The sequence below is a fragment of the Streptococcus sanguinis genome (genome assembly GCF_020729725.1).
Taxonomy (GTDB): Bacteria; Bacillota; Bacilli; order Lactobacillales; family Streptococcaceae; genus Streptococcus; species Streptococcus sanguinis_V.
Genome location: NZ_JAJEPA010000021.1, coordinates 373,513 through 398,777, shown reverse-complemented (window position 1 = coordinate 398,777; position 25,265 = coordinate 373,513). Strand labels below are relative to the sequence as shown.

Genomic DNA, 25,265 nt, shown 5'->3' with positions numbered 1-25,265 from the left:
TAACACCCTCAGATGTTTATGTAATCAAGCTTCCTGCATGTCTGTCATCTAGGATTAGACAACCTTAGTCTTGCCCATTCCGACTCTAAAATCATCAAAAATCCCATTGTAGCTACAATGGGATTTTCTTGCTTTATTTAATATGTTCTGCGAGTTCTTTTTGAGATTTTTTGTTGGATTCTTCCTTTTCTTTTGCCCATTTTTCACGCGCTTTTTCATAATCTTTAGTCGTTATTGGTTTATCTTGGATTTCAACATATTTAAAGCTGTATTCACCCTTGTTTCCAGTCCAAGCAAATGGTCCTGAGAATGGAACAACCTTACGGACACTTGGTGTTGCACCAGATGACCAAGCTGGCATCAACAGGGCACTGTCTGTCAGCCAAGCCTGAGCTGCAGCATACTTTTCGTAACGTTTGTTAATATCCTCGTTTTCTGAAGCAGCGTCTTCCAAGAGCTTGTCATATTCTTCAAAGCCAGCCTCTTTAGCTGCCGCATTGTCTGTACCAGGATCAAATCCAAAGTAACTGTCAACATTCTCACCAGTCTTAGAGCCAGTGATTTCCAAATAAGAAGATGGATCGTTATAATCTGGGCTCCAGCCAAGATTATTATTCAAGTCCCAGTCTTCTTGAGATGCCGAGGTCGCAAAGTAGGTGATGTTATTCAAGTCATCATCTGTCATCTGCTGAATATCAATCACCACATTGTCAGAGCCAAGGTTGGCTTCAATAGACTGCTTCAGTGACTGAACACTCTTAACACCATTGGTATCTGCTGAGCTGACCGGAATATCCAGATGAATAGGGAATTCCACTCCTTCTGCCTGCAGCGCTTCTTTAGCTTTGGCAAATTCTGCCTTGGCTTTTTCTGGATTATAAAAGCCATCCTGAGCGTCGTCTAATTTGACTCCCTTCCACTCATCACCGTAGCTAGCTAGATTTTCTTCTACAATGCTGCCGAACTCTTTCCCATTAGCTTGAACAAAGGTTGGCGGAACAAAGGTATTACGAAGCTGCTTGTCTGCTGCTTCTTCGCCATTGGTTTGGGCAGAATAGGCAGTACGGTCAAAGGCAAAGAGCAGAGCCTGACGGAAATCTTTATTGAGCAGTGCTTTCTTAGTGGACGATTTCTGTGCATCCGTTGTCTTAGAAGTATGCTCGTAAGACTGACGATCAATATTAGTTGTGACAACGAAGGTTCCTGAACCTTGAGGAGTGTAGACGATATTGTCGCCATACTGTTTCTTCACACTGGCAAAGTTGGAGCTATTTGGGAAAAGACGAGCAATGGTGTAGTTGCCATCAGAAAAGCCACGCACCAAAGATTCTGTATCTTGACCATCGAAGTAAGAGAATTTGACAGTATCAATTTTCACCTTTTCCTTATCCCAATAGTTTGGATTCTTCTCTAAGCTAATTTGAGATTTGGAAGTGATAGATTTCAAGATAAACGGACCGTTATAGAGGACACTGGTTGGATCTGTCCCCTGAGCAAATTTGTCACCTTTTGATTTCAGGAATTCTTCGTTAATCGGGAAAAGAATCCCCATGGTTGTCTTAGAATTCCAGAAACTTTCTGGCTGATTGAGAGTGTATTGAACAGTAGAATCATCCACCGCCTTAACACCAACTTGGGAGAAGTCAGTTATTTTACCATTGACATAGTCATCCAAGCCTTTAATGGATTTTTGAACGATATAGAGACCATCAGACTTGCTGTCTGCGGCATGCTTCAGACTGGTCACAAAGTCCTTAGCAGTCACATCTGCATACTCTTCACCATCAGAAGTATACCACTTCACTCCCTCACGAAGCTTATAAGTATAGGTCAGACCATCTTTTGAAACGGTCCAATCTTCCGCTAGAGAAGGCACTAAGTTACCATACTTATCGCTTTCTAGCAAACCATCCACTACATTAGCCATAATCTCATTGGTTGCCCGCTTATTGGACACAGTGTAATCCAGTGTATCTGGATCTGAGGTATAAACATAGCTATAGTTTTTCCCAGATGAATTGGAACCACCAAACGAACAGGCAGCCAAAATTCCTGCAGAGAGAATGACAAGCCCAGCAGCTGCAGCTAACTTAGATGTTTTCATAAACTTCCTCCAGTTTTCATTAAGATTACTTTCATTATAGCACTTCTGCGACAGGATGTAAACGCTTCAATGCAATAGAGAGTCATATAAAAAAAGAGACTGGGACAAAATGTCTCAGTCTCGCTTTATCGTATTCACAAACTTTTGATTCCAAACTGTTTATAAAGAATCAAAAATTCGCGGTTCAGAACCTTATTTAATGTGTTTTTCTAAGTCTTCTTGGGCTTTTTTATTGGATGCTTCCTTTTCTTTTTCCCATTTCTTAAGAGCCGCTTCATAGTCTTTAGCTGTAACAATATCATTTTGGAGCTCCATGTTCTTAAAGACATAGGCATCTCCTTTAATTCCGACATAAGAGTAAGACTTGGTAAATGGCACAACCTTCTGAACGACTGGTGAACCACCACCAGAAACACTAGGAATAACAATGGAGCTATCCGTCAACCAAGCCTGAGCTGCTGCGTACTTGGTGTAACGAGCATCTGTATCTTGTTTTTCTTGATCAGCTTCATCCAGCAAAGCCTTGTATTCATTCAAGCCAACCTTATTTGCCACATCAGCATTTTTCCCTTTTTCTATACCAATATTATCTGCAGCATCACCTGTTTCAGGGTTAAAGATATTCAGATAAGTTGATGGATCTTGGTAGTCTGCTGACCAGCCAGACATGTTGAGATCGTAGTCTTTCTGAGCTGCTGTTTCTGCAAAGTAGGCAGAATTATCAAAGTCATCTGTTGACATTTGCTGAACATCAATAACGACATTTTCTTGGCCAAGCGCTGATTCGACAGACTGTTTGAAGGAGTTCGTCCGTTGTACCAAAACCTTGTCAGACTGATCGACAGGGACGTCAATATGGATTGGGAATTCTACACCTTCAGCTTGCAAGGTTTCTTTTGCCTTGGCAAATTCCGCCTTGGCTTTATCAGCATTGTAGATACTATCCTGAGCATCCGCCAGCTTAATGCCATTCCACTCATCTCCATAAGATGAAAGTTGGCTCTCTACTACATCAGAGAAGTCCTTACCGTCCACCTGCACAAAGCTAGGAGGAACAAGCAAGCTACGGATGAGTTTAGTCGCTCCATCTTTACCATTCATCTGAGCTCCAAAAGATGTCCGGTCAAAGGCAAAGTTAATCGCCTGACGGAAGTCTTTATTTTGAATAGCAGCTGTAGTTGATGCCTTTTGAGCATCTGATGTCTTAGACGAATGATTATAAGTCTTACGATTCAGATTGAAAGCAAAATAGAAACTAGTTGAATTCTGTGGTGTGTAAATAATATTGTCTTTGTACTGCTTTTCTACAGAAGCATAGTTAGAGCTCGTAGGGTAAAGCCGTGCTTGAGAATAAGCCCCGTCTGAGAAGTTGCGGATCAAGGATTCCTGATCCGAACCATCAAAATAAGTCAGTTTTATATTTTCAACCTTGACATTGTCCTTATCCCAATAGTTCTGGTTTTTAGCATATTCAATGACAGACTTAGAAGTGAATGCTTTCAGAACATAAGGTCCGTTATAAAGAATGGAAGAAGGTTTTACGGTACCAAAATCTTTGCCTTGTGACTTCAAGAAATCCTCATTGATGGGGAACAGAATCCCCATGGTCGTCTTAGAGTTCCAGTAGCTTTCTGGCTGGTTGAGCGTGTATTCGACCGTGTGGTCATCAACTGCTTTTACTCCAACTGTTGAGAAGTCTTTAGACTCTCCTTTGACATAGGCATCCAAGCCTTTGATAGAGCTTTGGACGATAGGAAGAGCTTCAGAATTTTCATCTGCCGCGTGCTTCAAACCTGCTACAAAGTCTTGTGCTTTAACCTCTGCATATTCTTCACCATCTGATGTGTACCACTTAGCATCTTTACGAAGCTTATAGGTATAGGTCAAACCATCCTTTGAAACAGTCCAGTCTTCCGCAATAGATGGAACCAAATTGCCGTATTTATCATTTTCTAAAAGGCCGTCCACCAAGTTTGTAATAACATCGGACGTAGTAGCTCGATTTGAATTGACATAGTCCAAAGTATCAGGATCACTCAAATAGACATAAGAATAGGTATTACTGGCACTAGAGCTTCCACAAGCAGCTAAGATTAGTGTTGACACGACTGTCAGTCCAGTAATGGCCAACCATTTAGATTTTTTCATGAGCATTCTCCTTCTCAATTTATATTGTATTATTATACAATATTTTTTTATAAAAACAAATGTTTTATGTAGAAAAATAATAATTTTCTATTTTTCAGCTTGTATATCTGTATTATTTCAAATATTTTTCTATTTTGTGAGTTTTTCCGAAAGATGCTTTTATAAAAAATCTCTTTAAGGGGATTACCCTACTTTTCTCTACATTTATTTTGTAACCTTTTATTATCCTTGATTTATAAAAGAAAAGAGAATTTTATGATACAATGGTTATATCTTGTTTTAGGGGAAAGAAATGAAACGATTATTCCTATGTTTACTAGTTTTGGTCGGAATGACCGCCAGCAAGGTTGCAGCAGATGATTTCAACATTGCCGCTAAGAGTGCAATGGCTGTGGACGCTACTTCTGGAAAGATTCTCTACGAAAAAGATGCTAATACTCCAATCGAAGTCGGCTCCATCACCAATCTTTTGACCGTCTATCTGGTCTATGAAGCCATTGACAGAGGAGACCTGACTGCCGATACCTATGTTGATATCTCAGACTACGCCTACAATCTAACATCTAATCCAAATATCAGTAATGTCCCTTTGGAAGCCAAACGTTACAAAGTCAAAGACTTGATTGCCGCTTCCTTGATGTCCAGCTCCAACAGTGCCACGATTGCCTTGGCTGAGAAGGTTGGGGGCAGCGAAGAAAATTTCGTCCAAATGATGAAGGCCAAGCTTAAAGAATGGGGAATCAAAGATGCTACTATTGTGAACTCCACAGGGCTGAATACTCTTCTTCTAGAATACGCAACTGAAGAAACAGAGTATGGCACCTCAGCTAGCACAGCTAAAAAAAGCAAGGACACTGAAAACAAATTCAGTGCCTACGACTTGGCTGTTATCAGCCGGCATCTGATTATGGACTTCCCTCAAGTGACAGAGATCACTTCCAAGTCCACAGCCAAAATTGCGGGGACGAGTCTGGAAAATTATAACTTCATGCTGGAAAACCAGTCCAACTTCCGCTCAGGTGTAGACGGACTTAAAGCCGGCAGTTCGGATAAGGGAGGATCTTCCTTTGTTGCGACGACTACTGAAAATGGTATCCGCATGATTACTGTTGTGCTGGACGTTGAGCAAACTGATGGCGACCCCTACGCACGCTTTGTAGCCACAGCATCTTTGATGAACTATGTTTCGCAAAACTTCACCCAGACGACTATTGTGGCTGAGGGGGAAGCTTACAATAAAAGCAAGTCAACCGTTATTGACGGCAAGCAAAAGACCGTGCCAGCCGTTGCCAGCAAGGATTTCACCATCATTGAGCGCATCGCCAATCAGGCTGAGCACAAGGTGGAATTTTCAACCAACGAAAAAGGCTTCCAAGCTCCGCTGAAAAAAAATACTGAGCTTGGCACCCTGACCTATACCGACCCTGAACCGATTGGCCAAGGCTATCTAGAAAACAAAGCACCTTCTGTCACAATGGTGGCAGGCCAAGAGGTGGAAAAAAGTATTTTCTTCAAGGTCTGGTGGAATGACTTCGTCCGCTATGTCAACGAGAAACTATAAAGAAAAACCGCGAATCAAATGATTCGCGGCTGTTTTGTATGTTTTGATTAAGAAGAAAACAATTAAATTTCGAAGTAGGGCAAAGCACTATCACTGTCTAACGGATGTGTTGGAATTGCCTCTTCCAAGACAGCCCACCAACCAGTCGCTAATTCTTGAAAAGTGAGGCTCGATTCTGGTGAAACAGTCATAATCTTACGACCAAACCAAGCCATCGTTTGAGTTTCAAACTGAAGCATAGCATAATCAATTAAAGGAACACCTGCATCTTTATACTCAGAATTAACCGCACGCGCTACTTCTGGCGCTTGGGGAATAAGATGCTCCTCAAGCTTTTTCACCACATCCGTATCCATTTCCCTCCACGATAAAAGTTTCCCATTAACTTGATAATATAGTTCAAATGATTCCTGTCCCTGTTTAAAATTAACAAGAACAAAAGCACGTTCCACCTTATCGGGTCCACCCGCTGCTTTAACAGCATTTATCAAAATATTTTGTTCCATTTGAAACCAGTAGTTGTCTGCCTCTTCTTCAAGACTAGGAGCAAAGGGTTGGTTCAATTCCTCTATTGTCGCCTCCCCCTTATTAACTTCTTCTACCTTACCAAATAAACGTTTTAAAAAACCCATTCTAACCTCCAGATAAGTCAATGTTATCTTTCATTGCTAAAATTAACCAAACACTATTAGCACTTTTTACCCAACTGATCCTTCCATTTCATAACTGATCAAACGGTTAAGCTCAACAGCATACTCCATAGGCAGTTCTTTGGTGAAAGGTTCAACAAAGCCCATGACAATCATTTCGGTAGCTTCAGATTCGGATAAGCCACGGCTCATGAGATAGTAGAGCTGCTCTTCGGAAATCTTAGAAACCTTGGCCTCATGCTCCAGAGCCACCTGAGAGTTATGAATTTCATTAAAGGGAATGGTATCTGATGCCGAAATATCATCCATGATAATCGTATCACACTCAATATGGCTGACAGATTTCTGTGAATTCTTTCCAAAGGTCACTTGACCTCGGTAATCCACTTTACCTCCGCCCTTAGCAATAGACTTAGACACGATAGAAGAGCTGGTATGCGGAGCATTGTGAATCATCTTAGCACCTGTATCTTGGTGCTGATTGGTATTGGCAAAGGCAATGGAAAGCATAGTCCCACGCGCTCCAGGTCCGTCCAGATAGACAGACGGATACTTCATAGTTGTTTTTGCACCAAGGTTCCCGTCAATCCACTCAACCGTCGCATCTTTCATGGCCCGCGCCCGCTTGGTCACGAGGTTGTAGACATTATCGGACCAGTTTTGAATAGTGGTGTAGCGCATATAGGCACCATCAAGGGCAAAAATTTCGACAATTGCCGCATGCAAGCTATTGCTGGAATAAGTCGGAGCTGTACATCCTTCAACATAATGGACGCTAGCGCCCTCATCGACGATGATCAAAGTCCGCTCAAACTGACCCGAATTTTCATTGTTAATCCGGAAATAAGTCTGCAAAGGAACATCTACCTTGACACCTTTTGGCACATAGATGAAGGTACCACCAGACCAGACGGCGGAGTTGAGAGCTGCTAGCTTGTTATCTGTTGGAGGGACCAGCTTAGCAAAATACTGCTTGAAGAGCTCTGGATATTCCTTTAGAGCTGAGTCTGTATCCGTAAAGACGATTCCTAGTTTTTGGAACTCTTCCTTCATATTGTGGTAGACCACTTCTGATTCATACTGGGCCGCCGCACCAGCCAGGTAGGCTCGCTCTGCTTCTGGGATCCCAATCTTCTCAAAGGTTTCCTTGATCTTCTCAGGCACTTCATCCCAGCTTCTAGCAGGCTTATCAGAGGCCTTTTGGTAATAAATCAAGTCATCAAAATTAATTTCCGACAAATCCGGTCCCCAAGTCTGCATCGGCATCTTCTTGAAAGCCTCGTAGGATTTGAGGCGGAAATCCAGCATCCACTCTGGTTCATCCTTGGCTGCAGAAAGCTCACGAATGACCGCTTCATTCAGCCCTTTCCCTGTCGAGAGAATAGGTTCAACATCGTCATGGAAACCAAACTTGTACTCACCGAGATCAATCGGTTTTGGTTCTACTCTTTCTTCTGACATAATTTCCTTTCACATTCTTACTTTTTATCTTCTTCAATTGCTCGCTTGAGGGCATTCCAACCCAAGGTCGCACACTTAATTCGCTGCGGGAATTTGGCAACGCCTGCTAAAAAGGCGCCATCTCCCAATTCTTTCTGGCGACTGTCTTCTTGGCCCTGAACCATCTGCGAGAAAACTTCTGCTAATTCCAGCGCCTGCTCTTTTGTCTTGCCCAGAACCGCATCCGTCATCATACTGGCCGAAGCCGTTGAAATGGTACAGCCGGAATTCACAAAAGCAATATCCTCTATCTGATTTTTAGCATTAAACTTCACTGACAAGCTAATAACATCGCCACAGGTTGGATTATTGAGGACTACTTGCTCCACATCTTCCAGCTTCCCATGATGATGGGGGTGAGCCGAGTGGTCGGTCACAACCGCCTTGTAAAGACTGTCTAACTTAGAAAGTGCCATTGAAAAACTCCTTTGTCTTTTCTAAAGCATCTACCAGCTTGTCGCAATCCGCATAAGTATTGTAGATATAAAAGCTGGCTCGCACAGTCGCTGGCACCTGCAGATAGGTGAGCAGGGGCTGGGCACAATGGTGACCCGCCCGAACAGCTACTCCTTCGTAGTCCAGAGCTGTCGCGACATCATGCGGATGGAGACCATCTAGGTTAAAGGCAATCACGCCTGAGCGCTGGGCCAAATCCTGAGAACCATAAATAGTCAAGCCTTCCACAGCTTGCAGCTTAGAAAATACGTAGGCAATCAGGTCCTGCTCATGCTGAGCAATAGCATCCATACCCAACTCTTCCAAATATTCAATGGCCGCCGCAAGACCGATTGCTCCTGCCATATTCGGAGTTCCAGCCTCAAACTTCCAAGGCAATTCCTTCCAAGTTGCTTCCTGTTCATAGACAAAATCAATCATTTCGCCGCCGAACTCAACTGGCGACATCTGCTCTAGCAATTCTTCCTTGCCATAGAGAACCCCGATGCCAGTTGGGCCTGCCATCTTATGCCCCGAAAAGGCGAAGAAGTCCGCATCCAAATCCTGCACATCAATCTTCATGTGCGGAATGGATTGAGCCCCATCCACCACCAAAAATGCTTCTCGCTGATGAACCAGTTGGGCAATCTCCTTGATGGGATTGATAACTCCAAGAACGTTAGAAGCATGAGCCAGAGAGACAAACTTGGTCCGCTCGTTGAGCTTGGCACGGAAGTCTTCCATATCTAGAGCACCGTCCTTGAGATAGACATAGACTAACTTGGCTCCCGTCTTTCTACAAGCCTCCTGCCAAGGAATGACATTGGAATGGTGCTCCATGATCGAAATCATCACTTCGTCACCAGGCTGTAGCCTTTCAGCCGCAAACTGAGCCACCCAGTTAAGTCCTGTCGTGGTTCCTCGCGTAAAGAGGACTTCTCTGCTAGAAGCAGCATTGATAAAAGAACGAACTCTTTCCCTGGCCGCTTCATAAGCTGCCGTCGCCCGCTCGGCTAGCGTATGCACACCGCGGTGGACGTTGGCATTGTCTCTAAGATAATAGTTTTCGATAGCTGCCAGCACCTGCTTAGGTTTCTGGGTTGTCGCCGCATTGTCCAAATAAACCAAAGGCTCATCATTGACAATTTGGTCCAAAATGGGAAAATCTTGCTTGATTGCTTCTGCATTAAATCCAGACATGAAGACTCCTATCTACTTACACGGGACAAGGCCCAGCTTTTTATCTTTTTGCGAGAATAATATCGATATTTTCAATCATTTCATCACGAACTTCTTTAACAGGGATTTCCACAATCACTGAGCCCAAGAAGCCGCGCACGACCAAGCGTTCAGCTGTCGCCTTATCAAGCCCCCGACTCATGAGGTAATACATATCCTCCGGATCAACCTGACCGATAGAAGCCGCGTGACCAGCTGTCACATCGTTCTCATCAATCAAAAGGATGGGATTAGCATCTGAGCGCGCCTGGTCAGACAGCATGAGAACCCGGCTTTCCTGCTGGGCATCTGCTCCCTTAGCCCCTTTGATAATATGGCCGATACCATTGAAGGTCAGGGTTCCTTTTTCTAGGATAACCCCGTGCTGCAGGATATTTCCGATAGAGTTGCAGCCATAGTTAGTTACGCGGGTGTCAATTCCCTGAACCTGCTTACCGCTTGAGAGAGCTACCACCTTCATATCCGCATGGCTACCCTTGCCATAGAGGTCACTATCGAAGTCAGCCACGACATTGCCTTCGTTCATAACACCGATAGCCCAGTCAATCATAGCATCGTTGTCCAGCTTACCGCGGCGGCTGATATAAGCCGTTACATTTTCGCCCAAGCGATCAATAGCTGAAAACTTAATCTGAGCTCCAGCCTGAGCAATAACTTCGACAGTGATATTGGCTGTTACTGGAACAGAGCCCTCGCCGTAAGTTTCCAAGCGTTCCAAGTAGTTAACCTTGGAATGCTTGCCCGCGATAATCAAAATATGCTTGTTAAAAGGAACATCGCTTTCGCTGTCCTGATAAAAAATTCCTTCAATTGGCTGGTCAATCTCAACATTGTCCGGCACATAAAGAACTGCACCGCTGTTGAAATAGGCAGTGTGGTAAGCTGCCAATTTATCCTCGTCATACTTAACTGCGGACATAAAATGCTTCTCTACCAGATCTGGAATCTCTTCTAAGGCAGTGTGGAAATCAGTGAAAACCACACCTTGCGCTGCCAAGTCAGCCGGCAATTGCTCCAGAACAGTCTGAGTTCCCAACTGAACAAGCTTGAGATTGTCATCTAAAGCTGTAAAGTCTGGAACACTTGTCAGCGGCTCACTCTCTGAAATACGGCTGTCTCCCAGATTCCAGCGGTGGAACTTAACCCGCTCAATACGCGGTAACTCTAACTGGTCAATTTTATCAAAGGCCTGCTGGCGCAGTTGAAAGAGCCAGTCTGGCTCTGCATGTAGCTGTGAAAATTCTTGAATCAATTCTTTAGTCATGTCATTCTCCTATCTTTTATAAAAGTCAAAAGAATGTTTGACTAGGCTTCTTCGGTATAGGTGAAGCCCAACTCTTCAGCCAATTTAGCATAGCCTTCTTTCTCCAAGCGGACTGCCAATTCTGGACCGCCAGAAAGAACGACTTTACCATCCATCATGACATGAACCACATCTGGAGTGATATAGTTGAGCAGGCGTTGGTAGTGGGTGATAATCATAGCACCAAAGCCTTCACCGCGCATAGCATTAACCCCTTTGGACACAACCTTAAGAGCATCGATATCCAGACCTGAGTCAATCTCATCCAAGAGTGCAAAAGTCGGCTCAAGCATGAGCAACTGCAGGATTTCATTGCGCTTCTTTTCACCACCGGAGAAACCTTCATTAAGGTAGCGCTCAGCCATTTCTTCTTTCATGTTGAGCAGTTCCATCTTTTCATCCAGCTTCATGATAAAGTCGCGGACAGAGATTTTTTCCTCTTCTTCCTTGCCAGCATTCATAGCTGCACGTAGAAACTCTGCATTAGTAATGCCAGGAATTTCACTAGGGTACTGCATAGCCAGGAAGAGTCCCATGCGAGCACGCTCATCCACTTCCAATTCTAAGATATTGACTCCATCAAAAAGCACTTCTCCTTGAGTCACTTCGTAGTTAGGATTGCCCATAATTGCTGCAGACAAGGTGGACTTCCCTGTTCCATTTGGGCCCATAATAGCTGCGACCTCTCCCGTTTTCAGAGTGAGATTCACCCCTTTGAGAATTTTTTTCCCTTCGATTTCAACATGAAGATCTTTAATTTCTAAGACAGACATTTCTTTTTCCTTTCTTTGCTTAGCTGATTTACATACTTTAGTATACCAAAAAAAAGCCCAAAAGGCTTTTATTTTGTTTAGAGCTATTCTTATTTATTCCTCTTTTGACGCCATTTCCGCCGAACTTCCTCACGGTAGGAGGAGTTGCCAATAAAGCGGAGAATATTGAGCAAAGGAGTACGATTAGGCCCCAAAACTCCGACCAGCTCAGCAAAGAGCTCAACACCCAGAAGTAAGCCTATCATCAAGAGCACGCCACCAATTCGACTGGAAACATTCAACAAGAGAGAAATCATGGCAAAGACCAGCGAAATCCCATAGATAACCAGTACTGTTCCTCTGTGAGTCAATCCCAAGGATAAGAGTCTGTGATGAAGATGGTGCTTGTCAGGCGTGTAGAATTTCTGACCAGACAGAGTACGGCGGATAATCGCTAGAAAAGTATCCGTAATCGGCACTCCTAAGATAATCATAGGCGTCACCACCGCAACAGCCGTCGCATTTTTCAGCCCTTGCAAGGACAGAACAGCAATCATAAAGCCGATGAAGAGAGCCCCCGTATCACCAAGATAGATGATAGCTGGGTGGTAATTGTAAGGGAAAAAACCCGCAATTGACAAGACCAAGACGAAAATTGTCAGGGTCAAAAAGAGATTGTGCTGGGGCAAAAAGAAGTAAGAAACAATCCCCATCGTTACCAAGGAGATGATGGACACCCCACTCACCAGACCATCCAGACCGTCAATCAAATTAACCGCATTGGTGATAGAAATAATCCACACCACTGTCAAAATATAGGACAGCCAAGGCTCAAAATGCAGGAAAGGTCCGCCAAAAGGAAGCTTAAAATCATCCAATCGGAAATCTGTCAGCCACCAGATTAGACTGGCTGCCAGAACAATCCCACCCATTTTCAGCATGGGCGACAGCTCTTTGATATCATCGATCAGCCCTGTAAAAGCAATAATCAAACCACCTAGTACAACCGGCCAAACATAATCAAAATAGGTCTGTCCAAAAAAATCTACAGCAACAATCTGTGGCATCAAGAGCAGAGTAGAGATAGAAAAGGCCGCTACAATCGCCAGCCCGCCACTGCTAGGCATGGGCTTTTTATTGATACGACGAGCATTGGGATAATCTACCGCCCCAATCTTAAAGGCTAGGAGCCGAACTAAGGGTGTCAGAATCACCCCGATAAAAAAAGTTCCCAGCAATACCAAGATAAACTTTAAAGGAAAAGTAATCATAGGCATTCAACCTTCTGCAGCCCGGAGACGGCATCTGTCACCAAAAGCAGATGACCGTGCTCCTGCAGCACTGCCCGAGTGATATCTGAATCATCTGCGAATTCACGCATCTTAGCCAAAAGCCAAGCTGGATAGCGCTCTGGGAAGCCCTCAACATCTACTAAAATCGTCAAATAATAAGCTGAATCATACTTATAAAGCTCAGATAAGTCAATCTTATAGTCCACCGTCTGAGCAAAGGCCGCAGCAGCCTTAATATCTTCAAAGCGCAGGATATAGTATATATAGCGCTCTGCATTTTCTGCCGACTGCTCATCCGCCGCCTCCTGAGAAAGCTGCTCTCTTTCCTCTGCTTCGGCTGTTTCCAAAGATTGGACTGCTTCTATATCTTCCTTGCTCTTTTCAAAAATGCTCTTTTCCAGTGTCTTGAGGAATTCGTCTGGAGACATATGAGACAGCTCATCCATATCTGGCAGGTCTGCCAAATCCTCAAAACTCAGATTCTTATCCAACTTAGACTTGGTAACAAAAACATCCACCTTATCTGGCTTAGGCGTCACACGGAAGCTCAGCATACCGCTGTCCAAAAAATTATCCGGCATTTCCAACTCATCTAAGATGGTATAGAAAAACTCTTCCGTCTTTTCTTGGGGAACCAAGAAATCAGCCATTTCCATGCCGCGCTCTTCCAAATCTTCCAGCTGAATCGTGATTTTTATGGTCGAATCACTAATCTGTTTCATTTCCATATCTCTACCTCATACACTTCTAGTCCTACTATTATACTAAAAAATCCCCCGTATTTCAAAAAATAGCTAGTAACGCTTTGAAAATGGAATTTGCAAGAAAAAACTCTCAGAAAATTCCGAGAGCTTCTTATTTCACTACATGAGATAGTTAAGGAAACATTAAAATTGCCTTTTTAACCCATCAAGGCTTTGATTGCTGCATAAACCAGAAGCACGCCGCCTAAGCCAATCCGATATTTCCCAAAAATTGTAAAGTCATGCTTTTTGACGTAGTCTGTCAGAAAACGAATCACGACTAGACTGACACCGAAGGCCACCCCCATGGCAACTAAGAGCAAAAAGATTTGCCCAAATCCCAGACTGTTCCCATTCTTGATAAACTTGAGAATTTTCCAGCCACTAGCACCAAACATAATAGGAATCCCCAGATAGAAAGTGAACTCTGTCACGACAGAACGACTGACACCATTCAGGAGACCGCCGACAATGGTGGCACCAGAACGACTAGTCCCAGGAAAGAGAGCTAGAACCTGAAAGAGGCCAATTTGCAAAGCAGTCTTATAAGGAAGGTATGCCAAATCTGTCACAGCAGGCTCCTCATGCTCGCGCCTTTCCAGATAGATAAAGGCCGCCCCATAGACAATCAGCATCACTGACACAGAGACCAGATTATAGAAATGCGCTTCAAACCAATCATCCAAGAATAAGCCGATAACAGCAGCTGGCAAGGCTGCCACGATGACCTTGGCCCAAAGCTGCCAGGTCTTTTGAACCTGACGTGCTGACTTGCCTGGTTTAAAAGGGTTGAGCTTGTCAAAATAGATAACGACAACCGCCAAAATAGCTCCCAGCTGAATCACAACATTAAACATTTCCATAAAGGCTGGACTTTGATTCTTAAACTGGATAAAGTCTTGAATCAAAATCAGGTGGCCTGTACTAGAAATCGGCAGCCATTCTGTGATTCCTTCGATGATACCGTAAATAATAGAGATAAAAATTTCAATGATAAACATAGAATACTCCTGAAACAAGGGTCTACTCAAGGAAAGTCGCAATTAAATTCCCAAAGAGTATTAGGTCTTATTATATCACAATTTCAAAGCTAGGAAAAGCCAGTACGATAACTTTTCTGGCTAGGAGAGAGCTTGTTTATCAGAAAGCTCCACCGCCTCCACCGCCTCCGCCGCCAGAGAACCCACCACCTGAACTTCCGCCAGATGAGACAGAGAAATTGCTGGCTGTGGTCGCTACATGGCCGTAGTTTGAGAAACTGTGCATACTGCTATAGAAGGCATAGTGCAGGTTAGACTGAACATAGCTGTCCATAGATGGATTTTCCAAGTGAATCTTACGCAGAGCCATGACACGGCTGACGCGATCTGCATAGCCAAAGAGGGTCGCATAGACCAAGAGACGGTTCCAAAGGATAATGCCTTCGATTTCTGTCTTGTCCAGATGGGCAATATCTCGCAGCATATTGGAAAAACTTCTCCACAGATAGTAATCATGCGCGCCTTCATCATTCAGGACGCCATCTCGCCAATAAAGCTGCGCCTTACTAGCAAAAATGCAAATCAAAACAAGCCCCATCAGTGCTAAGGGAATATATATCCAGATAAAGCCTCCAAAAGCGCCCAAGTAGACAAATAAAAATCCAAGAGAAAACAGCAAAACAGCACTAGCTAGAATAATGGCAGTAATTAGTAATCTCTTTTCCTGAACTTTAAGAGGCCGGTAGTGACTAAAGAGACCCAAACGCTTGCCTTCAGAGCGCACTTCTTTAGATAAGGAGCGCAAACTGTTAGTAAATAAGGACTTGATATTACTACCTATGTTACGGATATAGGACTCATCCGCAGAAGACTTGTGCTTATAAATATCTTCTGAAATTTGATAGGCTGAAAATAGATCTTTCACACTGGCTTGGGATTGCTTGTTAAAAGCCATGCCCAGAAAACGTCTCTCAAAATCCGCCAGTCCATCATAGGTCGCTATTTGCAGAACAGGATTTTCAGCATCTCCCTGCAGGAGGAGATTGCCCCTATCCAGCAAGTCTAACAAAGTCGCCTGGACCATGTTTTCAAAGTTCAGCGCTGCCTTGCCGCCCCTTGTTGGGTCGACATCCTCCATGTCTACCGCGTAAATATTTTCCGCCAAGACAAGGGGAGCCAAGTCCTGAGGAGCTTCGTATAGACGGGCATTCTTGGGATAAGACTGCTTAGGCTTGATCTTCTGGGCAAAGACAAAATAAAGAATAGCCGCTACAAGGATGGCACATAAGAGCAGCAAGGGCATATAAATCTCTCCTAGCTGCCGGTAAAAGACCGTCTTGCGGGCAATCTTTTCTTCCTGAGCTTTAAAGGTTGGCAAGTAGTTACTCTCGTCTTCATTCTGGGACACAAGAGAGACCGCTTGTCGATCCCAATAGCCGTGGAGCTCGACATTATCGCCCGAGCCAATTCCATTGAGTTTGACCAGATAGTCAGTGCCATCCTTATCCACGAAAGGCTGGGTGCCAAAGTAGCCACTATGAGCAAAGAGCTCGCTCTTATCTGGATTGCTCAAGCCAGAAACTGTCAAGACGACCTCTCCTATCCCCTGGTCCCAGTCGCTGATAGGAGTCCAGTTGAGCTCAGCAATATCCCTGTGAAGAAAAAGGAGATTTCTCAGCTGCCAAGTTACAGTGACAACAACTCTGTCACCGTCGTTTCCGGAGTTATAGATTTTGACTTCATAGCCATCTCCCAAGTCTTTGACTTGGGGGTTAATGTCCATATCTGGTTCACCATTCGTCAGAACCGAGACCGTCGGATTCCCATCAATGGCAAAGCCATTAGGCATCTTTCCAGCAGAGCCCAACGAAACAATCTGACCATTATAGTCGTCATTAAACTTGTAGGTCACTTTCTCTGTGTAGGTAGCTGTATTGTCCTCACGCAAGGCCAGATCGCCTTGATAGGATTCAATATCATAGTCAACAGCCGAGACAACCCGACCAAAACAAAGGCAGGAAAATAATACTAACAGGAGATAAAAATATCGTTTCATACTCAACCTCTCTTTACAGATATTTTGTTCTATTATATCATTTTTATCAAGTAAGGGCTTACTAGGATTGAAAAGAACGGTGATTTTCGATAGAATAGGAAGAACTATTATTAGATAAGCAGGAGAAACCCATGAAGAAATTATTACTCACTTTATTTACTGCCCTCCTGGTCGCTTTAGGAACAGCCCAAGTTATCCAAGCCGATGACTACCTGAGAATCGGTATGGAGGCAGCCTACGCCCCCTTCAACTGGACTCAAGATGACGATTCCAACGGTGCTGTAAAAATCGAAGGCACCAACCAATATGCCAACGGATACGATGTGCAGATTGCCAAAAAAATTGCTCAAGAGATGGGCAAGGAACCTCTGGTTGTCAAGACTTCTTGGAATGGCTTAATTCCTGCTCTGACTTCTGGCAAAATTGACATGATTATTGCGGGTATGAGCCCAACTGCCGAGCGGAAAAAGGAAATCGCCTTTTCCAACAGTTACTACACCAGCGAACCAGTTCTCCTAGTTCGTAAAGATGGAAAATATGCATCCGCTAAGACGCTAGAAGACTTCAAAGACGCTAAAATCACTTCCCAGCAAGGAGTTTACCTCTACAATCTCATTGACCAACTGCCTGGTGCCAAAAAAGAAACAGCTATGGGCGATTTTGCTCAGATGCGTCAAGCCTTGGAATCCGGCGTTATTGATGGCTATATCTCTGAGCGGCCAGAAGCCTTGACTGCCGAGACTGCCAACTCAAACTTCAAAATGATTCAATTTGAGAAAGGCTTTGAAGTTGGTGAAGAGGATGCTTCCATTGCTATTGGGATGCGTAAAGATGACAATCGTATCGAGCAAGCTAATGCAGCTATCGCTAAGATTACTACCAATGACCAAGTCAAGCTGATGGATGAGATGATTCAGAAACAGCCTGTTGATACGGATAGTGAAGCAGCTAAGGAATCATTCTTCAGTCAAGTAGCGAAGATTCTAGCTGAAAACTGGCCGCAATTCCTACGCGGAGCTGGTTTGACCTTGCTCATTTCGATTACAGGGACCATCGCAGGCCTCATCATCGGACTGCTGATTGGCGTTTATCGGACGGCACCAGCTTCTAAGAATAAATTATTAGCATCACTGCAAAAAATCTTCGGCTGGTTCTTAAATGTCTATATTGAGATTTTCCGCGGAACTCCGATGATTGTTCAGTCTATGGTTATCTACTACGGAACTGCCCAGGCTTTTGGCATTTCTATCGACCGGACTATCGCTGCCATTTTCATCGTCTCCATCAATACGGGAGCTTATATGAGCGAGATTGTCCGCGGTGGTATCTTTGCCGTTGATAAGGGGCAATTCGAGGCCGCAACAGCACTAGGTATGACCCACGGCCAAACCATGCGCAAGATTGTACTGCCTCAGGTCGTTCGCAATATTCTGCCTGCAACTGGTAACGAATTTGTCATCAATATCAAGGATACATCCGTGTTGAACGTTATCTCGGTAGTTGAGCTTTATTTCTCTGGAAATACCATTGCTACCCAAACCTACCAATACTTCCAAACCTTTACCATCATCGCTGTAATCTACTTTGTCCTGACATTCAGCGTTACACGCATCCTGCGCTATGTTGAAAAACGCTTCGACACAGACAACTACACGACAGGTGCTAATCAAATGCAGACAGGAGAAGTGAAATCATGACAGAAACCATTTTAGAAATTAAAAACCTCAAAAAGTCATACGGTGAAAACCAAGTCCTCAAGGACATCTCCCTCACCGTTCATAAAGGAGAAGTGATTTCCATCATCGGCAGCTCCGGCAGCGGAAAATCAACCTTCCTGCGATCTATTAATCTTCTGGAAACACCAACTGGCGGACAGATTTTCTATCGCAGCAAGAATGTCCTGGACGAGAATTACGACTTGACCCATTACCGTGAAAAGCTGGGCATGGTCTTTCAGTCTTTCAATCTCTTTGAAAATCTTAATGTCCTAGAAAATACCATCGTTGCTCAGACAACGGTCCTGAAAAAAGAACGGTCAGAAGCCGAGAAAATTGCCAAAGAAAACCTCAACAAGGTTGGAATGGGCGAGCAATACTGGCAGGCCAAGCCTAAGCAACTCTCAGGCGGTCAGAAGCAGCGAGTCGCTATTGCCCGCGCCCTCTCCATGAATCCTGATGCTATCCTCTTTGACGAGCCGACTTCAGCTCTCGACCCTGAAATGGTTGGTGAAGTTCTGAAAATCATGAAAGAACTGGCTCAGGAAGGGCTGACAATGATTGTCGTGACCCACGAAATGGAATTTGCCCGTGATGTTTCCAGCCGTGTTATCTTTATGGACAAGGGCGTCATTGCTGAAGCTGGCAGCCCGCAGGATATCTTCACCAATCCCAAAGAAGAAAGAACTAAAGAATTCCTGCAACGCTTCCTCAGCTAAATTACTTCTATTTTCAAAAACAAAAAAAGGAATCTGGAACTAAGTCCAGATTCCTTTTTTGATTTAATGAGCAATATCAGTTGCACAATTTTGAAGTTTAGTCTTCAAATTTTTCATGGTTTTTGTCGTAGAAATCAATCAAGCCAAGAGCTGTTTCAAAAGAGATATTTTTCACTTTTGCACGTCCTTGAGCAAGAGCAATGATAGACATTTCACGTGCATTTGTTTCTTTACTAATACGGTAACCGGTGATCTTCTTATCACGTACCCAACTAACAACAGATTCTACTTTCTCGAAATTAGATTTAGCCATTTCTTACTCCTCTCTATTCTAGCTACATCAACTACTATAATTGTTTTTATACAGTTTGTCAACTTAAACAAACCAAATTCGAACAAATTAAATAATTCTGAATTTTCTTTACTTAGCTTTGAGGGCTGAAAGTATCTGAGTCCGAATACTTTCGACACCTTCTGGATTTGCTGGAAGGAAGATGGTATTATTACCCGAACTATCTGCAAAATTATTCAGCGTATCCAGGTACTGGTTGGTCAAAAGAATAGACATAATCTGCTCTTCTGTCAACTCAATATTGGCACCCTTCAATTCCTTGATAGAGTCTGCCAAACCATCCACAATGGCCTTCCGCTGCTCAGCGATACCAACCCCATGAAGACGGTCTTTCTCAGCTTCTGCAGAGGCGGCTGTCACAATCTTAATCTTATCCGCTTCAGCCAATTCCTGAGCAGCCACACGCTTACGCTGCGCCGCATTGATTTCGTTCATAGACTGTTTAACTTCAGCATCAGGCTCAACCTTGGTAATCAAGGTTTTGACAATGATATAGCCATAGGTTGACATTTCTTCTGCCACTTGCTTTTGGACTTCTAGGGCAATTTCGTCCTTCTTTTCAAAGAGCTCGTCCAAGGTCAATTTTGGAACGGAGGAACGAAGGGCATCTTCAATATAGGACTTAATTTGAGCTTCTGGCCGCATAAGTTTGTAATAAGCATCAATTACGTTGTTTTCATTTACACGATACTGGGTCGCAACATTCATAGTTACGAAAACATTATCCTGTGTCTTGGTCTCAACGACAATCTCGCTCTGCAGCAAACGCAGCTGAACACGAGCCGCTATCTTATCAATCCCTAAAGGAAGACGGAAATTGATACCGCTGCTGCTAGTTTTGTGGTAGCGTCCAAAACGCTCAATGATTGCCACAGATTGCTGACGAACCACATAGACTGCACTAAGCAGCAAGAATATAAAGATTATGATCAATATGATAAAGAAAAATGGAATAAACAACATGTTCAAGCCTCCTTGATTCACTATAGTATATTCTAACATATTTAATTTGCAGTTTCAAACGAAAGCATACAAATTAGGCTAAAATATATTTACAATTAGACAAGCATATTGTAGAGTGTTTCATTCCCGTTCAGATTGATAAAGGAGGGATCAAACTGCTCAATACGGTTAATCAAAGAAGCATAATCATGCTTATCTGCCAGAGAAATACCAATCAAAACTGGACCCGTTCCCTTGCTTGCCCGCTTGATATATTCAAAACGAGTGATATCGTCATTAGGCCCTAAAATATCATTCACAAATTCTCTCAAGGCACCTGGACGCTGCGGGAAGTTAACCACGAAATAGTGCTTGATGCCATCGTAAATAAGAGCCCGTTCTTCCATCTCTGGCATTCGGTTGATGTCATTATTACCACCTGAGATAATGCAGCAGATAGTCTTCCCCTTGATATACTCACTCAGCACTTCCAAAGCAGCAACACTTGCCGCACCAGCAGGCTCTGCGACAATCCCTTGCTTGGAGTATAGGTCAATGATGGTCTCTGAAATAAGCCCTTCATCTACACCGATAAGGTTTTGAACATTCTTTTGTGTAACCTCATATGTTGACGCACCGACCTTCTGAACTGCGATACCGTCCGCAAATTTGTCGATTTCTTTAAGCTTGACCGGACCTCCAGCTTCAAATGCCGCTTTCATACTGCGGGCACCGTTGGCTTCCACACCAATAACTTCGATAGCCGGCTGACTTTCTTTGATATAGGTTGAGACTCCTGATATCAGTCCGCCGCCGCCAACTGGTACTAAAACTGCATCAAAATCGATAGCTTCTCTCTTGGCCTCGTCTAAGATTTCATAAGCCACTGTTCCTTGACCAGCTTGGACATCTTCATTGTCAAAAGGATCGATAAAGGTGCGGTTTTCAGCCTTAGTATAGTCAAGCGCAGCCTTGGCCGAAGCATCAAAGGTATCTCCAACCAGCTTGATATCCACAAATTCACCACCAAAGAAGCGGACCTGGCTAATCTTCTGCTGAGGAGTCGTGATGGGCATAAAAATAGTTGCTGGAATTTTCATTTCCTTACAAGTATAGGCCACTCCTTGGGCGTGATTTCCCGCAGAAGCACAGACAACCCCACGCTGGCGCTCCTCTTCATTAAGTTGAGAAATGGCATAATAAGCCCCACGAAGTTTAAAAGAGCGCACCCGCTGCATATTTTCCTTCTTCAGGTAAATCTTGGCCTGGTACTTCTCCGACAAATAGTGGTCGTAGTCAAGCGGAGTATTGACAACCACATCTTTTAACACTTTATGAGCATGCGTGATATCTTTTGCTCTGAGCATATTTTTTCCTTCCCTGTCTCTCCAGTTTATTCTCTATCAAGCAAAACAAGGGGCTGGGAATTCGCATTCCAACCCCTAATGTCTTATCTGCTCTTTACCTTAATTGTAAATCTTGAAAGCATCGTCGTCGTTTTTACCAACGAATGGCATTGCTTTACGCAATTCTGCACCGACCTTTTCAATCTCCAGATTAGCAGCTTGCTCGCGGTAAGCAGTGAGTTTTGGACGACCAGCCTTGTAGTCATTTACAAAGTCATTTGCAAATTTACCGTTTTGGATATCAGCCAAGACCGCCTTCATGTTTTCTTTGACTTGCTCAGTAATCACGCGCGGACCAGATACATAGTCACCATATTCAGCTGTGTTTGAGATAGATTGGCGCATCTTCTTGAAGCCACCTTCATAGATCAAGTCCACAATCAGTTTCATTTCGTGCAGCACTTCAAAGTAAGCCAATTCTGGGGCATAGCCTGCTTCTGTCAAGACTTCAAAACCTGCTTCGATAAGGGCAGTCAAACCACCACAAAGGACAGCTTGTTCACCAAAGAGATCTTCTTCAGTTTCTTCTTTGTAAGTTGTTTCAAGCAAACCAACACGAGCCGCACCAACACCTTTACACCAGTCCATTGCGATGTCTTTGGCATTTCCAGTAGCGTCTTGGTAGACTGCATACAGAGCTGGTACACCAAAACCTTCTTCGAAAGTACGGCGAACCAAGTGACCAGGACCTTTAGGTGCACACATGAAGACATCTACATCAGCAGGAACTTTGATAAATTCAAAATGGATGTTGAAACCATGAGCAAATCCAACTGCGTTTCCAGCTTCCAAGTTTGGAGCGATTTCTGCTTCATAGAGATCTTGTTGGATTTCATCTGGAGCCAAAATCATAATAACATCAGCCAATTTAGCTGCTTCTGCTACTGTATAAGTATCAAAACCATCTTCTTTAGCCTTGTCAAATGACTTACCAGGACGAACACCGATAATCACATCGTGGCCTGTATCACGCAAGTTTTGCGCATGAGCATGACCTTGTGAACCATAGCCGATTACGGCAATTTTCTTACCGTCAAGTGCTGCTACTTTTATATCTTTTTCGTATTCCATTGTTACTGCCATAAGTTTTACTCTCTTTTCTATTTTTATTGCCTGTTAGGCGGTTTTAACAAATTAAAGGTTTGGTTTAATCTCGGGTAAAGCCTGTCGCTCCAGTCCGAGCAATATTTTTAATACCATATGGGCGAATGACTCGAAGCAGAGCCTCGCTCTTCTCTGCATCACCGGTCATCTGAACGGTAATAGAGCTAGGTGCTACATCTACAACTGTCGCCCGGAATGGCTGGATAATAGATAGAATCTCTGCCCGCTTATCAGCTGGAGCCGAGACCTTAACCAGAATCACTTCACGCTCCAAGTGAGGACGGTCTGTGATATCTCGAACCCGAATCACATCAATCTGACGATTGAGCTGCTTGATAATCTGCTCGACTTCTGCCAACGAAGCCACATCAATGATGATGGTGATACGGGAGACTTCTGGATTTTCTGTCGTTCCGACTGAGATACTCTCAATATTAACCTGACGTCTGGAAAGGACACCCGTGAAGCGGTTCAGAACACCCGAACGGTTTTGGAGTTTAGCTGTCAACATTCTACGCATGGAACTTCACCCCCAACATCTCATGATTGCTCTTGCCGGCCGGCACCATTGGAAGAACGTGCTCCTTGCGAGAAATATCTACCTCGATAAACATCGGTATATCTTCCTTCAGCACTTCCAAATCCTGGACAATGGTCTCCGGATTGTCAAATTTATAGGATTTAACACCATAGGCCTGAGCCATGAGCTGGAAATCTGGCAATGTTTCAAAGACAGACTCAGAGGTACGACCATCATAGAAAGCTTCCTGCCACTGGCGCACCATGCCTAACGAATGATTGTTAAGCATGATGACCTTAATCGGAATCTTATAGATATTGAGAATAGCCATTTCTTGGTTTGTCATCTGATAGCCACCATCTCCAACAAAGAGCACCACTTCCTTATCCGGGTTGGCAATCTTAGCCCCAATCGCTGCTGGAACACCGAAGCCCATGGTTCCTAGACCACCAGACGTTACCAGTTGACGCTCGTTTTTATAAGGATAATATTGGGCGGCCCACATCTGGTGCTGACCGACGTCTGTTACAACGATGGCATCACCCTTGGTCAGCTCACCAACGCGCTCAATGACAGCTTGAGGCTGTACGACACGTTCTTTCTTATCATATGAGCGAACCCGCTCCTTGTCCTGCGTTACTTTTTCAATCCACTTGCTGGTATTATTATGCACCTGCTCTTCATTCAACAGCATCTGCAGGGCTTTCTTAGCATCCCCTACGATAGGAATATCTACGCTGATAATTTTTCCAATTTCCGCTGGGTCAATATCAATATGTGCTACTTTAGCGTTCTTGGCAAAGGTTTTCGGATTACCGGTCAGACGGTCATCAAAGCGGCAGCCGATACTAATCATAAAGTCAGCCTCAGTCATAGCAATATTGGCCGCAAAAGAACCGTGCATTCCACCCATACCTAAGAACAAAGGATGGTCTGTCGCAATAGTTCCCTGACCTAACAAGCTAGTGACCACTGGAATCTGATAACGCTCCGCAAACGCAACCAATTCCGCTGCTGCCTCGGCATAGCTAATACCACCTCCCGAAAGAAGGACCGGCTTTTTAGCCTTAGAGATTTGTTTGATAATCTTCTTAATCTGCAATTCATTAGGCTCAATAGTCGGCTGGTAACTCGGCAGATGCAACTTGCTGTCGTAGATAAAGTCTGTTTCCAGAGCCGAGACATCCTTAGGCAAATCAATAACGACTGGCCCAGGACGACCTGTCGTCGCAATGTGAATAGCTTCTGTAATAATACGCGGAATTTCTGCCGTCTCCCGCACCTGATAATTGTACTTGGTAATAGGAGTCGTAATCCCAACAATATCCGCTTCCTGAAAAGCATCTTTACCGATCCCAGCCTTGGCTACCTGACCAGTAAAGACTAAAAGGGGGACGCTATCACTCATGGCATCAGCAATGCCGGTAATGGCATTAGTCGCTCCCGGACCGCTGGTCACAACTGCAACTCCAATTTTCCCAGTAGACTTAGCATAGCCTTCTGCTTCGTGAACACAGCCTTGCTCATGGCGGCCTAGAATATGACGGATGCCTTCAAAACTATAAATAGCATCATAAAGCGGCAGTACAGCGCCACCGGGATAGCCAAAAATCGTATCAACACCAAGATTTTTCAAGGTTTCCAAAACAAGCTCTGAACCTGTCTTAGAAATTTCTAATTTGATTTTCTCCATTCTTCCCCTTTCATTTATTTACAATTTTCTAAAAATTCAAAAAGCTTTCTA

21 protein-coding genes are annotated in these 25,265 nt (G+C 43.9%); 3 read left to right on the top strand and 18 right to left on the bottom strand.

The window, feature by feature from the left end; genetic code table 11:
• Window positions 1–133: 133 nt before the first annotated feature.
• Window positions 134–2,104 (bottom strand): peptide ABC transporter substrate-binding protein, encoded by a 1,971-nt coding sequence (locus tag K4I03_RS12085; RefSeq protein WP_227965560.1) that lies wholly within the window; start codon window positions 2,102–2,104, stop codon window positions 134–136.
• Window positions 2,105–2,296: 192 nt separating this feature from the next.
• Window positions 2,297–4,252, bottom strand: coding sequence for a peptide ABC transporter substrate-binding protein (locus K4I03_RS12080; RefSeq protein ID WP_032912388.1), 1,956 nt, complete (start codon window positions 4,250–4,252; stop codon window positions 2,297–2,299).
• A 292-nt stretch (window positions 4,253–4,544) separates the two neighbouring features.
• Between K4I03_RS12080 and pbp3 the strand changes: the two genes are divergently transcribed.
• Window positions 4,545–5,813 carry a D-alanyl-D-alanine carboxypeptidase PBP3 gene (gene pbp3, locus K4I03_RS12075; RefSeq protein WP_227965558.1) on the top strand — a complete coding sequence of 423 codons (1,269 nt, stop codon included), beginning with the start codon at window positions 4,545–4,547 and terminating at the stop codon, window positions 5,811–5,813.
• 62 nt (window positions 5,814–5,875) lie between these two features.
• Here pbp3 and K4I03_RS12070 read toward each other — a convergent pair whose 3' ends face one another.
• From K4I03_RS12070 to K4I03_RS12025, 10 genes are all read right to left on the bottom strand, one after another.
• Window positions 5,876–6,445 carry a hypothetical protein gene (locus K4I03_RS12070; RefSeq protein ID WP_227965557.1) on the bottom strand — a complete coding sequence of 190 codons (570 nt, stop codon included), beginning with the start codon at window positions 6,443–6,445 and terminating at the stop codon, window positions 5,876–5,878.
• A 66-nt stretch (window positions 6,446–6,511) separates the two neighbouring features.
• A complete protein-coding gene (gene sufB / locus K4I03_RS12065; protein ID WP_227965555.1) occupies window positions 6,512–7,924 on the bottom strand; it encodes a Fe-S cluster assembly protein SufB in 1,413 nt (470 codons plus the stop codon).
• Window positions 7,925–7,941: 17 nt separating this feature from the next.
• Window positions 7,942–8,379 (bottom strand): Fe-S cluster assembly sulfur transfer protein SufU, encoded by a 438-nt coding sequence (sufU, locus tag K4I03_RS12060; RefSeq protein ID WP_061592734.1) that lies wholly within the window; start codon window positions 8,377–8,379, stop codon window positions 7,942–7,944.
• Complete coding sequence (locus tag K4I03_RS12055; RefSeq protein WP_227965554.1) at window positions 8,366–9,598, bottom strand: cysteine desulfurase; 1,233 nt, start codon at window positions 9,596–9,598, stop codon at window positions 8,366–8,368. Before K4I03_RS12055 ends, sufU begins: the two co-directional genes overlap by 14 nt.
• A 40-nt stretch (window positions 9,599–9,638) precedes the next feature.
• The gene (sufD, locus tag K4I03_RS12050) at window positions 9,639–10,901 is read right to left on the bottom strand and encodes a Fe-S cluster assembly protein SufD (protein ID WP_227965553.1); all 1,263 of its coding nucleotides are present in this window, start codon (window positions 10,899–10,901) and stop codon (window positions 9,639–9,641) included.
• Between the two features lie 41 nt (window positions 10,902–10,942).
• On the bottom strand, window positions 10,943–11,713 hold the full coding sequence (gene sufC / locus K4I03_RS12045; RefSeq protein ID WP_011837463.1) for a Fe-S cluster assembly ATPase SufC: 771 nt from the start codon (window positions 11,711–11,713) through the stop codon (window positions 10,943–10,945).
• 89 nt (window positions 11,714–11,802) lie between these two features.
• Window positions 11,803–12,969, bottom strand: coding sequence for a glycosyltransferase family 4 protein (locus K4I03_RS12040; RefSeq protein ID WP_002902436.1), 1,167 nt, complete (start codon window positions 12,967–12,969; stop codon window positions 11,803–11,805).
• Window positions 12,960–13,712 (bottom strand): adaptor protein MecA, encoded by a 753-nt coding sequence (gene mecA / locus K4I03_RS12035; protein WP_002911767.1) that lies wholly within the window; start codon window positions 13,710–13,712, stop codon window positions 12,960–12,962. Before mecA ends, K4I03_RS12040 begins: the two co-directional genes overlap by 10 nt.
• Window positions 13,713–13,885: 173 nt before the next feature.
• Window positions 13,886–14,728 (bottom strand): undecaprenyl-diphosphate phosphatase, encoded by an 843-nt coding sequence (locus tag K4I03_RS12030; RefSeq protein ID WP_227965552.1) that lies wholly within the window; start codon window positions 14,726–14,728, stop codon window positions 13,886–13,888.
• A gap of 139 nt (window positions 14,729–14,867) precedes the next feature.
• Window positions 14,868–16,763 (bottom strand): DUF2207 domain-containing protein, encoded by a 1,896-nt coding sequence (locus K4I03_RS12025; RefSeq protein WP_227965551.1) that lies wholly within the window; start codon window positions 16,761–16,763, stop codon window positions 14,868–14,870.
• Between the two features lie 131 nt (window positions 16,764–16,894).
• Here K4I03_RS12025 and K4I03_RS12020 point away from each other — a divergent pair, with 131 nt between their 5' ends.
• The gene (locus K4I03_RS12020) at window positions 16,895–18,460 is read left to right on the top strand and encodes an ABC transporter substrate-binding protein/permease (RefSeq protein WP_227965550.1); all 1,566 of its coding nucleotides are present in this window, start codon (window positions 16,895–16,897) and stop codon (window positions 18,458–18,460) included.
• Window positions 18,457–19,197, top strand: a complete 741-nt coding sequence (locus K4I03_RS12015; RefSeq protein ID WP_227965548.1) for an amino acid ABC transporter ATP-binding protein — start codon at window positions 18,457–18,459, stop codon at window positions 19,195–19,197. The genes K4I03_RS12020 and K4I03_RS12015 overlap by 4 nt, the downstream gene beginning before the upstream one ends.
• 97 nt (window positions 19,198–19,294) lie before the next feature.
• Here the strand turns inward: K4I03_RS12015 and K4I03_RS12010 are convergent, their stop codons facing one another.
• From K4I03_RS12010 to K4I03_RS11985, 6 genes are all read right to left on the bottom strand, one after another.
• On the bottom strand, window positions 19,295–19,510 hold the full coding sequence (locus K4I03_RS12010) for a capsule biosynthesis transcriptional regulator (protein WP_002893653.1): 216 nt from the start codon (window positions 19,508–19,510) through the stop codon (window positions 19,295–19,297).
• Window positions 19,511–19,618: 108 nt separating this feature from the next.
• The gene (locus K4I03_RS12005; protein WP_002893654.1) at window positions 19,619–20,551 is read right to left on the bottom strand and encodes an SPFH domain-containing protein; all 933 of its coding nucleotides are present in this window, start codon (window positions 20,549–20,551) and stop codon (window positions 19,619–19,621) included.
• Window positions 20,552–20,607: 56 nt separating this feature from the next.
• A complete protein-coding gene (gene ilvA, locus K4I03_RS12000; protein WP_227965547.1) occupies window positions 20,608–21,858 on the bottom strand; it encodes a threonine ammonia-lyase IlvA in 1,251 nt (416 codons plus the stop codon).
• Between the two features lie 99 nt (window positions 21,859–21,957).
• Window positions 21,958–22,980, bottom strand: a complete 1,023-nt coding sequence (gene ilvC / locus K4I03_RS11995) for a ketol-acid reductoisomerase (RefSeq protein ID WP_125408236.1) — start codon at window positions 22,978–22,980, stop codon at window positions 21,958–21,960.
• A gap of 64 nt (window positions 22,981–23,044) precedes the next feature.
• Window positions 23,045–23,521 carry an acetolactate synthase small subunit gene (gene ilvN / locus K4I03_RS11990; RefSeq protein WP_002898887.1) on the bottom strand — a complete coding sequence of 159 codons (477 nt, stop codon included), beginning with the start codon at window positions 23,519–23,521 and terminating at the stop codon, window positions 23,045–23,047.
• Entirely contained in the window at window positions 23,514–25,214 is a 1,701-nt protein-coding gene (locus K4I03_RS11985; RefSeq protein WP_227965546.1) for an acetolactate synthase large subunit, read from the bottom strand. The genes ilvN and K4I03_RS11985 overlap by 8 nt, the downstream gene beginning before the upstream one ends.
• Window positions 25,215–25,265 lie beyond the last annotated feature (51 nt).

Excerpts from the sequence above, each read along its gene's own strand:
- K4I03_RS12085 (WP_227965560.1), bottom strand. The coding sequence starts at position 2,104 with ATGAAAACATCTAAGTTAGCTGCAGCTGCTGGGCTTGTCATTCTCTCT.
- K4I03_RS12080 (WP_032912388.1), bottom strand. The coding sequence starts at position 4,252 with ATGAAAAAATCTAAATGGTTGGCCATTACTGGACTGACAGTCGTGTCA.
- pbp3 (WP_227965558.1), top strand. The coding sequence starts at position 4,545 with ATGAAACGATTATTCCTATGTTTACTAGTTTTGGTCGGAATGACCGCC.
- K4I03_RS12070 (WP_227965557.1), bottom strand. The coding sequence starts at position 6,445 with ATGGGTTTTTTAAAACGTTTATTTGGTAAGGTAGAAGAAGTTAATAAG.
- sufB (WP_227965555.1), bottom strand. The coding sequence starts at position 7,924 with ATGTCAGAAGAAAGAGTAGAACCAAAACCGATTGATCTCGGTGAGTAC.
- sufU (WP_061592734.1), bottom strand. The coding sequence starts at position 8,379 with ATGGCACTTTCTAAGTTAGACAGTCTTTACAAGGCGGTTGTGACCGAC.
- K4I03_RS12055 (WP_227965554.1), bottom strand. The coding sequence starts at position 9,598 with ATGTCTGGATTTAATGCAGAAGCAATCAAGCAAGATTTTCCCATTTTG.
- sufD (WP_227965553.1), bottom strand. The coding sequence starts at position 10,901 with ATGACTAAAGAATTGATTCAAGAATTTTCACAGCTACATGCAGAGCCA.
- sufC (WP_011837463.1), bottom strand. The coding sequence starts at position 11,713 with ATGTCTGTCTTAGAAATTAAAGATCTTCATGTTGAAATCGAAGGGAAA.
- K4I03_RS12040 (WP_002902436.1), bottom strand. The coding sequence starts at position 12,969 with ATGCCTATGATTACTTTTCCTTTAAAGTTTATCTTGGTATTGCTGGGA.
- mecA (WP_002911767.1), bottom strand. The coding sequence starts at position 13,712 with ATGGAAATGAAACAGATTAGTGATTCGACCATAAAAATCACGATTCAG.
- K4I03_RS12030 (WP_227965552.1), bottom strand. The coding sequence starts at position 14,728 with ATGTTTATCATTGAAATTTTTATCTCTATTATTTACGGTATCATCGAA.
- K4I03_RS12025 (WP_227965551.1), bottom strand. The coding sequence starts at position 16,763 with ATGAAACGATATTTTTATCTCCTGTTAGTATTATTTTCCTGCCTTTGT.
- K4I03_RS12020 (WP_227965550.1), top strand. The coding sequence starts at position 16,895 with ATGAAGAAATTATTACTCACTTTATTTACTGCCCTCCTGGTCGCTTTA.
- K4I03_RS12015 (WP_227965548.1), top strand. The coding sequence starts at position 18,457 with ATGACAGAAACCATTTTAGAAATTAAAAACCTCAAAAAGTCATACGGT.
- K4I03_RS12010 (WP_002893653.1), bottom strand. The coding sequence starts at position 19,510 with ATGGCTAAATCTAATTTCGAGAAAGTAGAATCTGTTGTTAGTTGGGTA.
- K4I03_RS12005 (WP_002893654.1), bottom strand. The coding sequence starts at position 20,551 with ATGTTAGAATATACTATAGTGAATCAAGGAGGCTTGAACATGTTGTTT.
- ilvA (WP_227965547.1), bottom strand. The coding sequence starts at position 21,858 with ATGCTCAGAGCAAAAGATATCACGCATGCTCATAAAGTGTTAAAAGAT.
- ilvC (WP_125408236.1), bottom strand. The coding sequence starts at position 22,980 with ATGGCAGTAACAATGGAATACGAAAAAGATATAAAAGTAGCAGCACTT.
- ilvN (WP_002898887.1), bottom strand. The coding sequence starts at position 23,521 with ATGCGTAGAATGTTGACAGCTAAACTCCAAAACCGTTCGGGTGTTCTG.
- K4I03_RS11985 (WP_227965546.1), bottom strand. The coding sequence starts at position 25,214 with ATGGAGAAAATCAAATTAGAAATTTCTAAGACAGGTTCAGAGCTTGTT.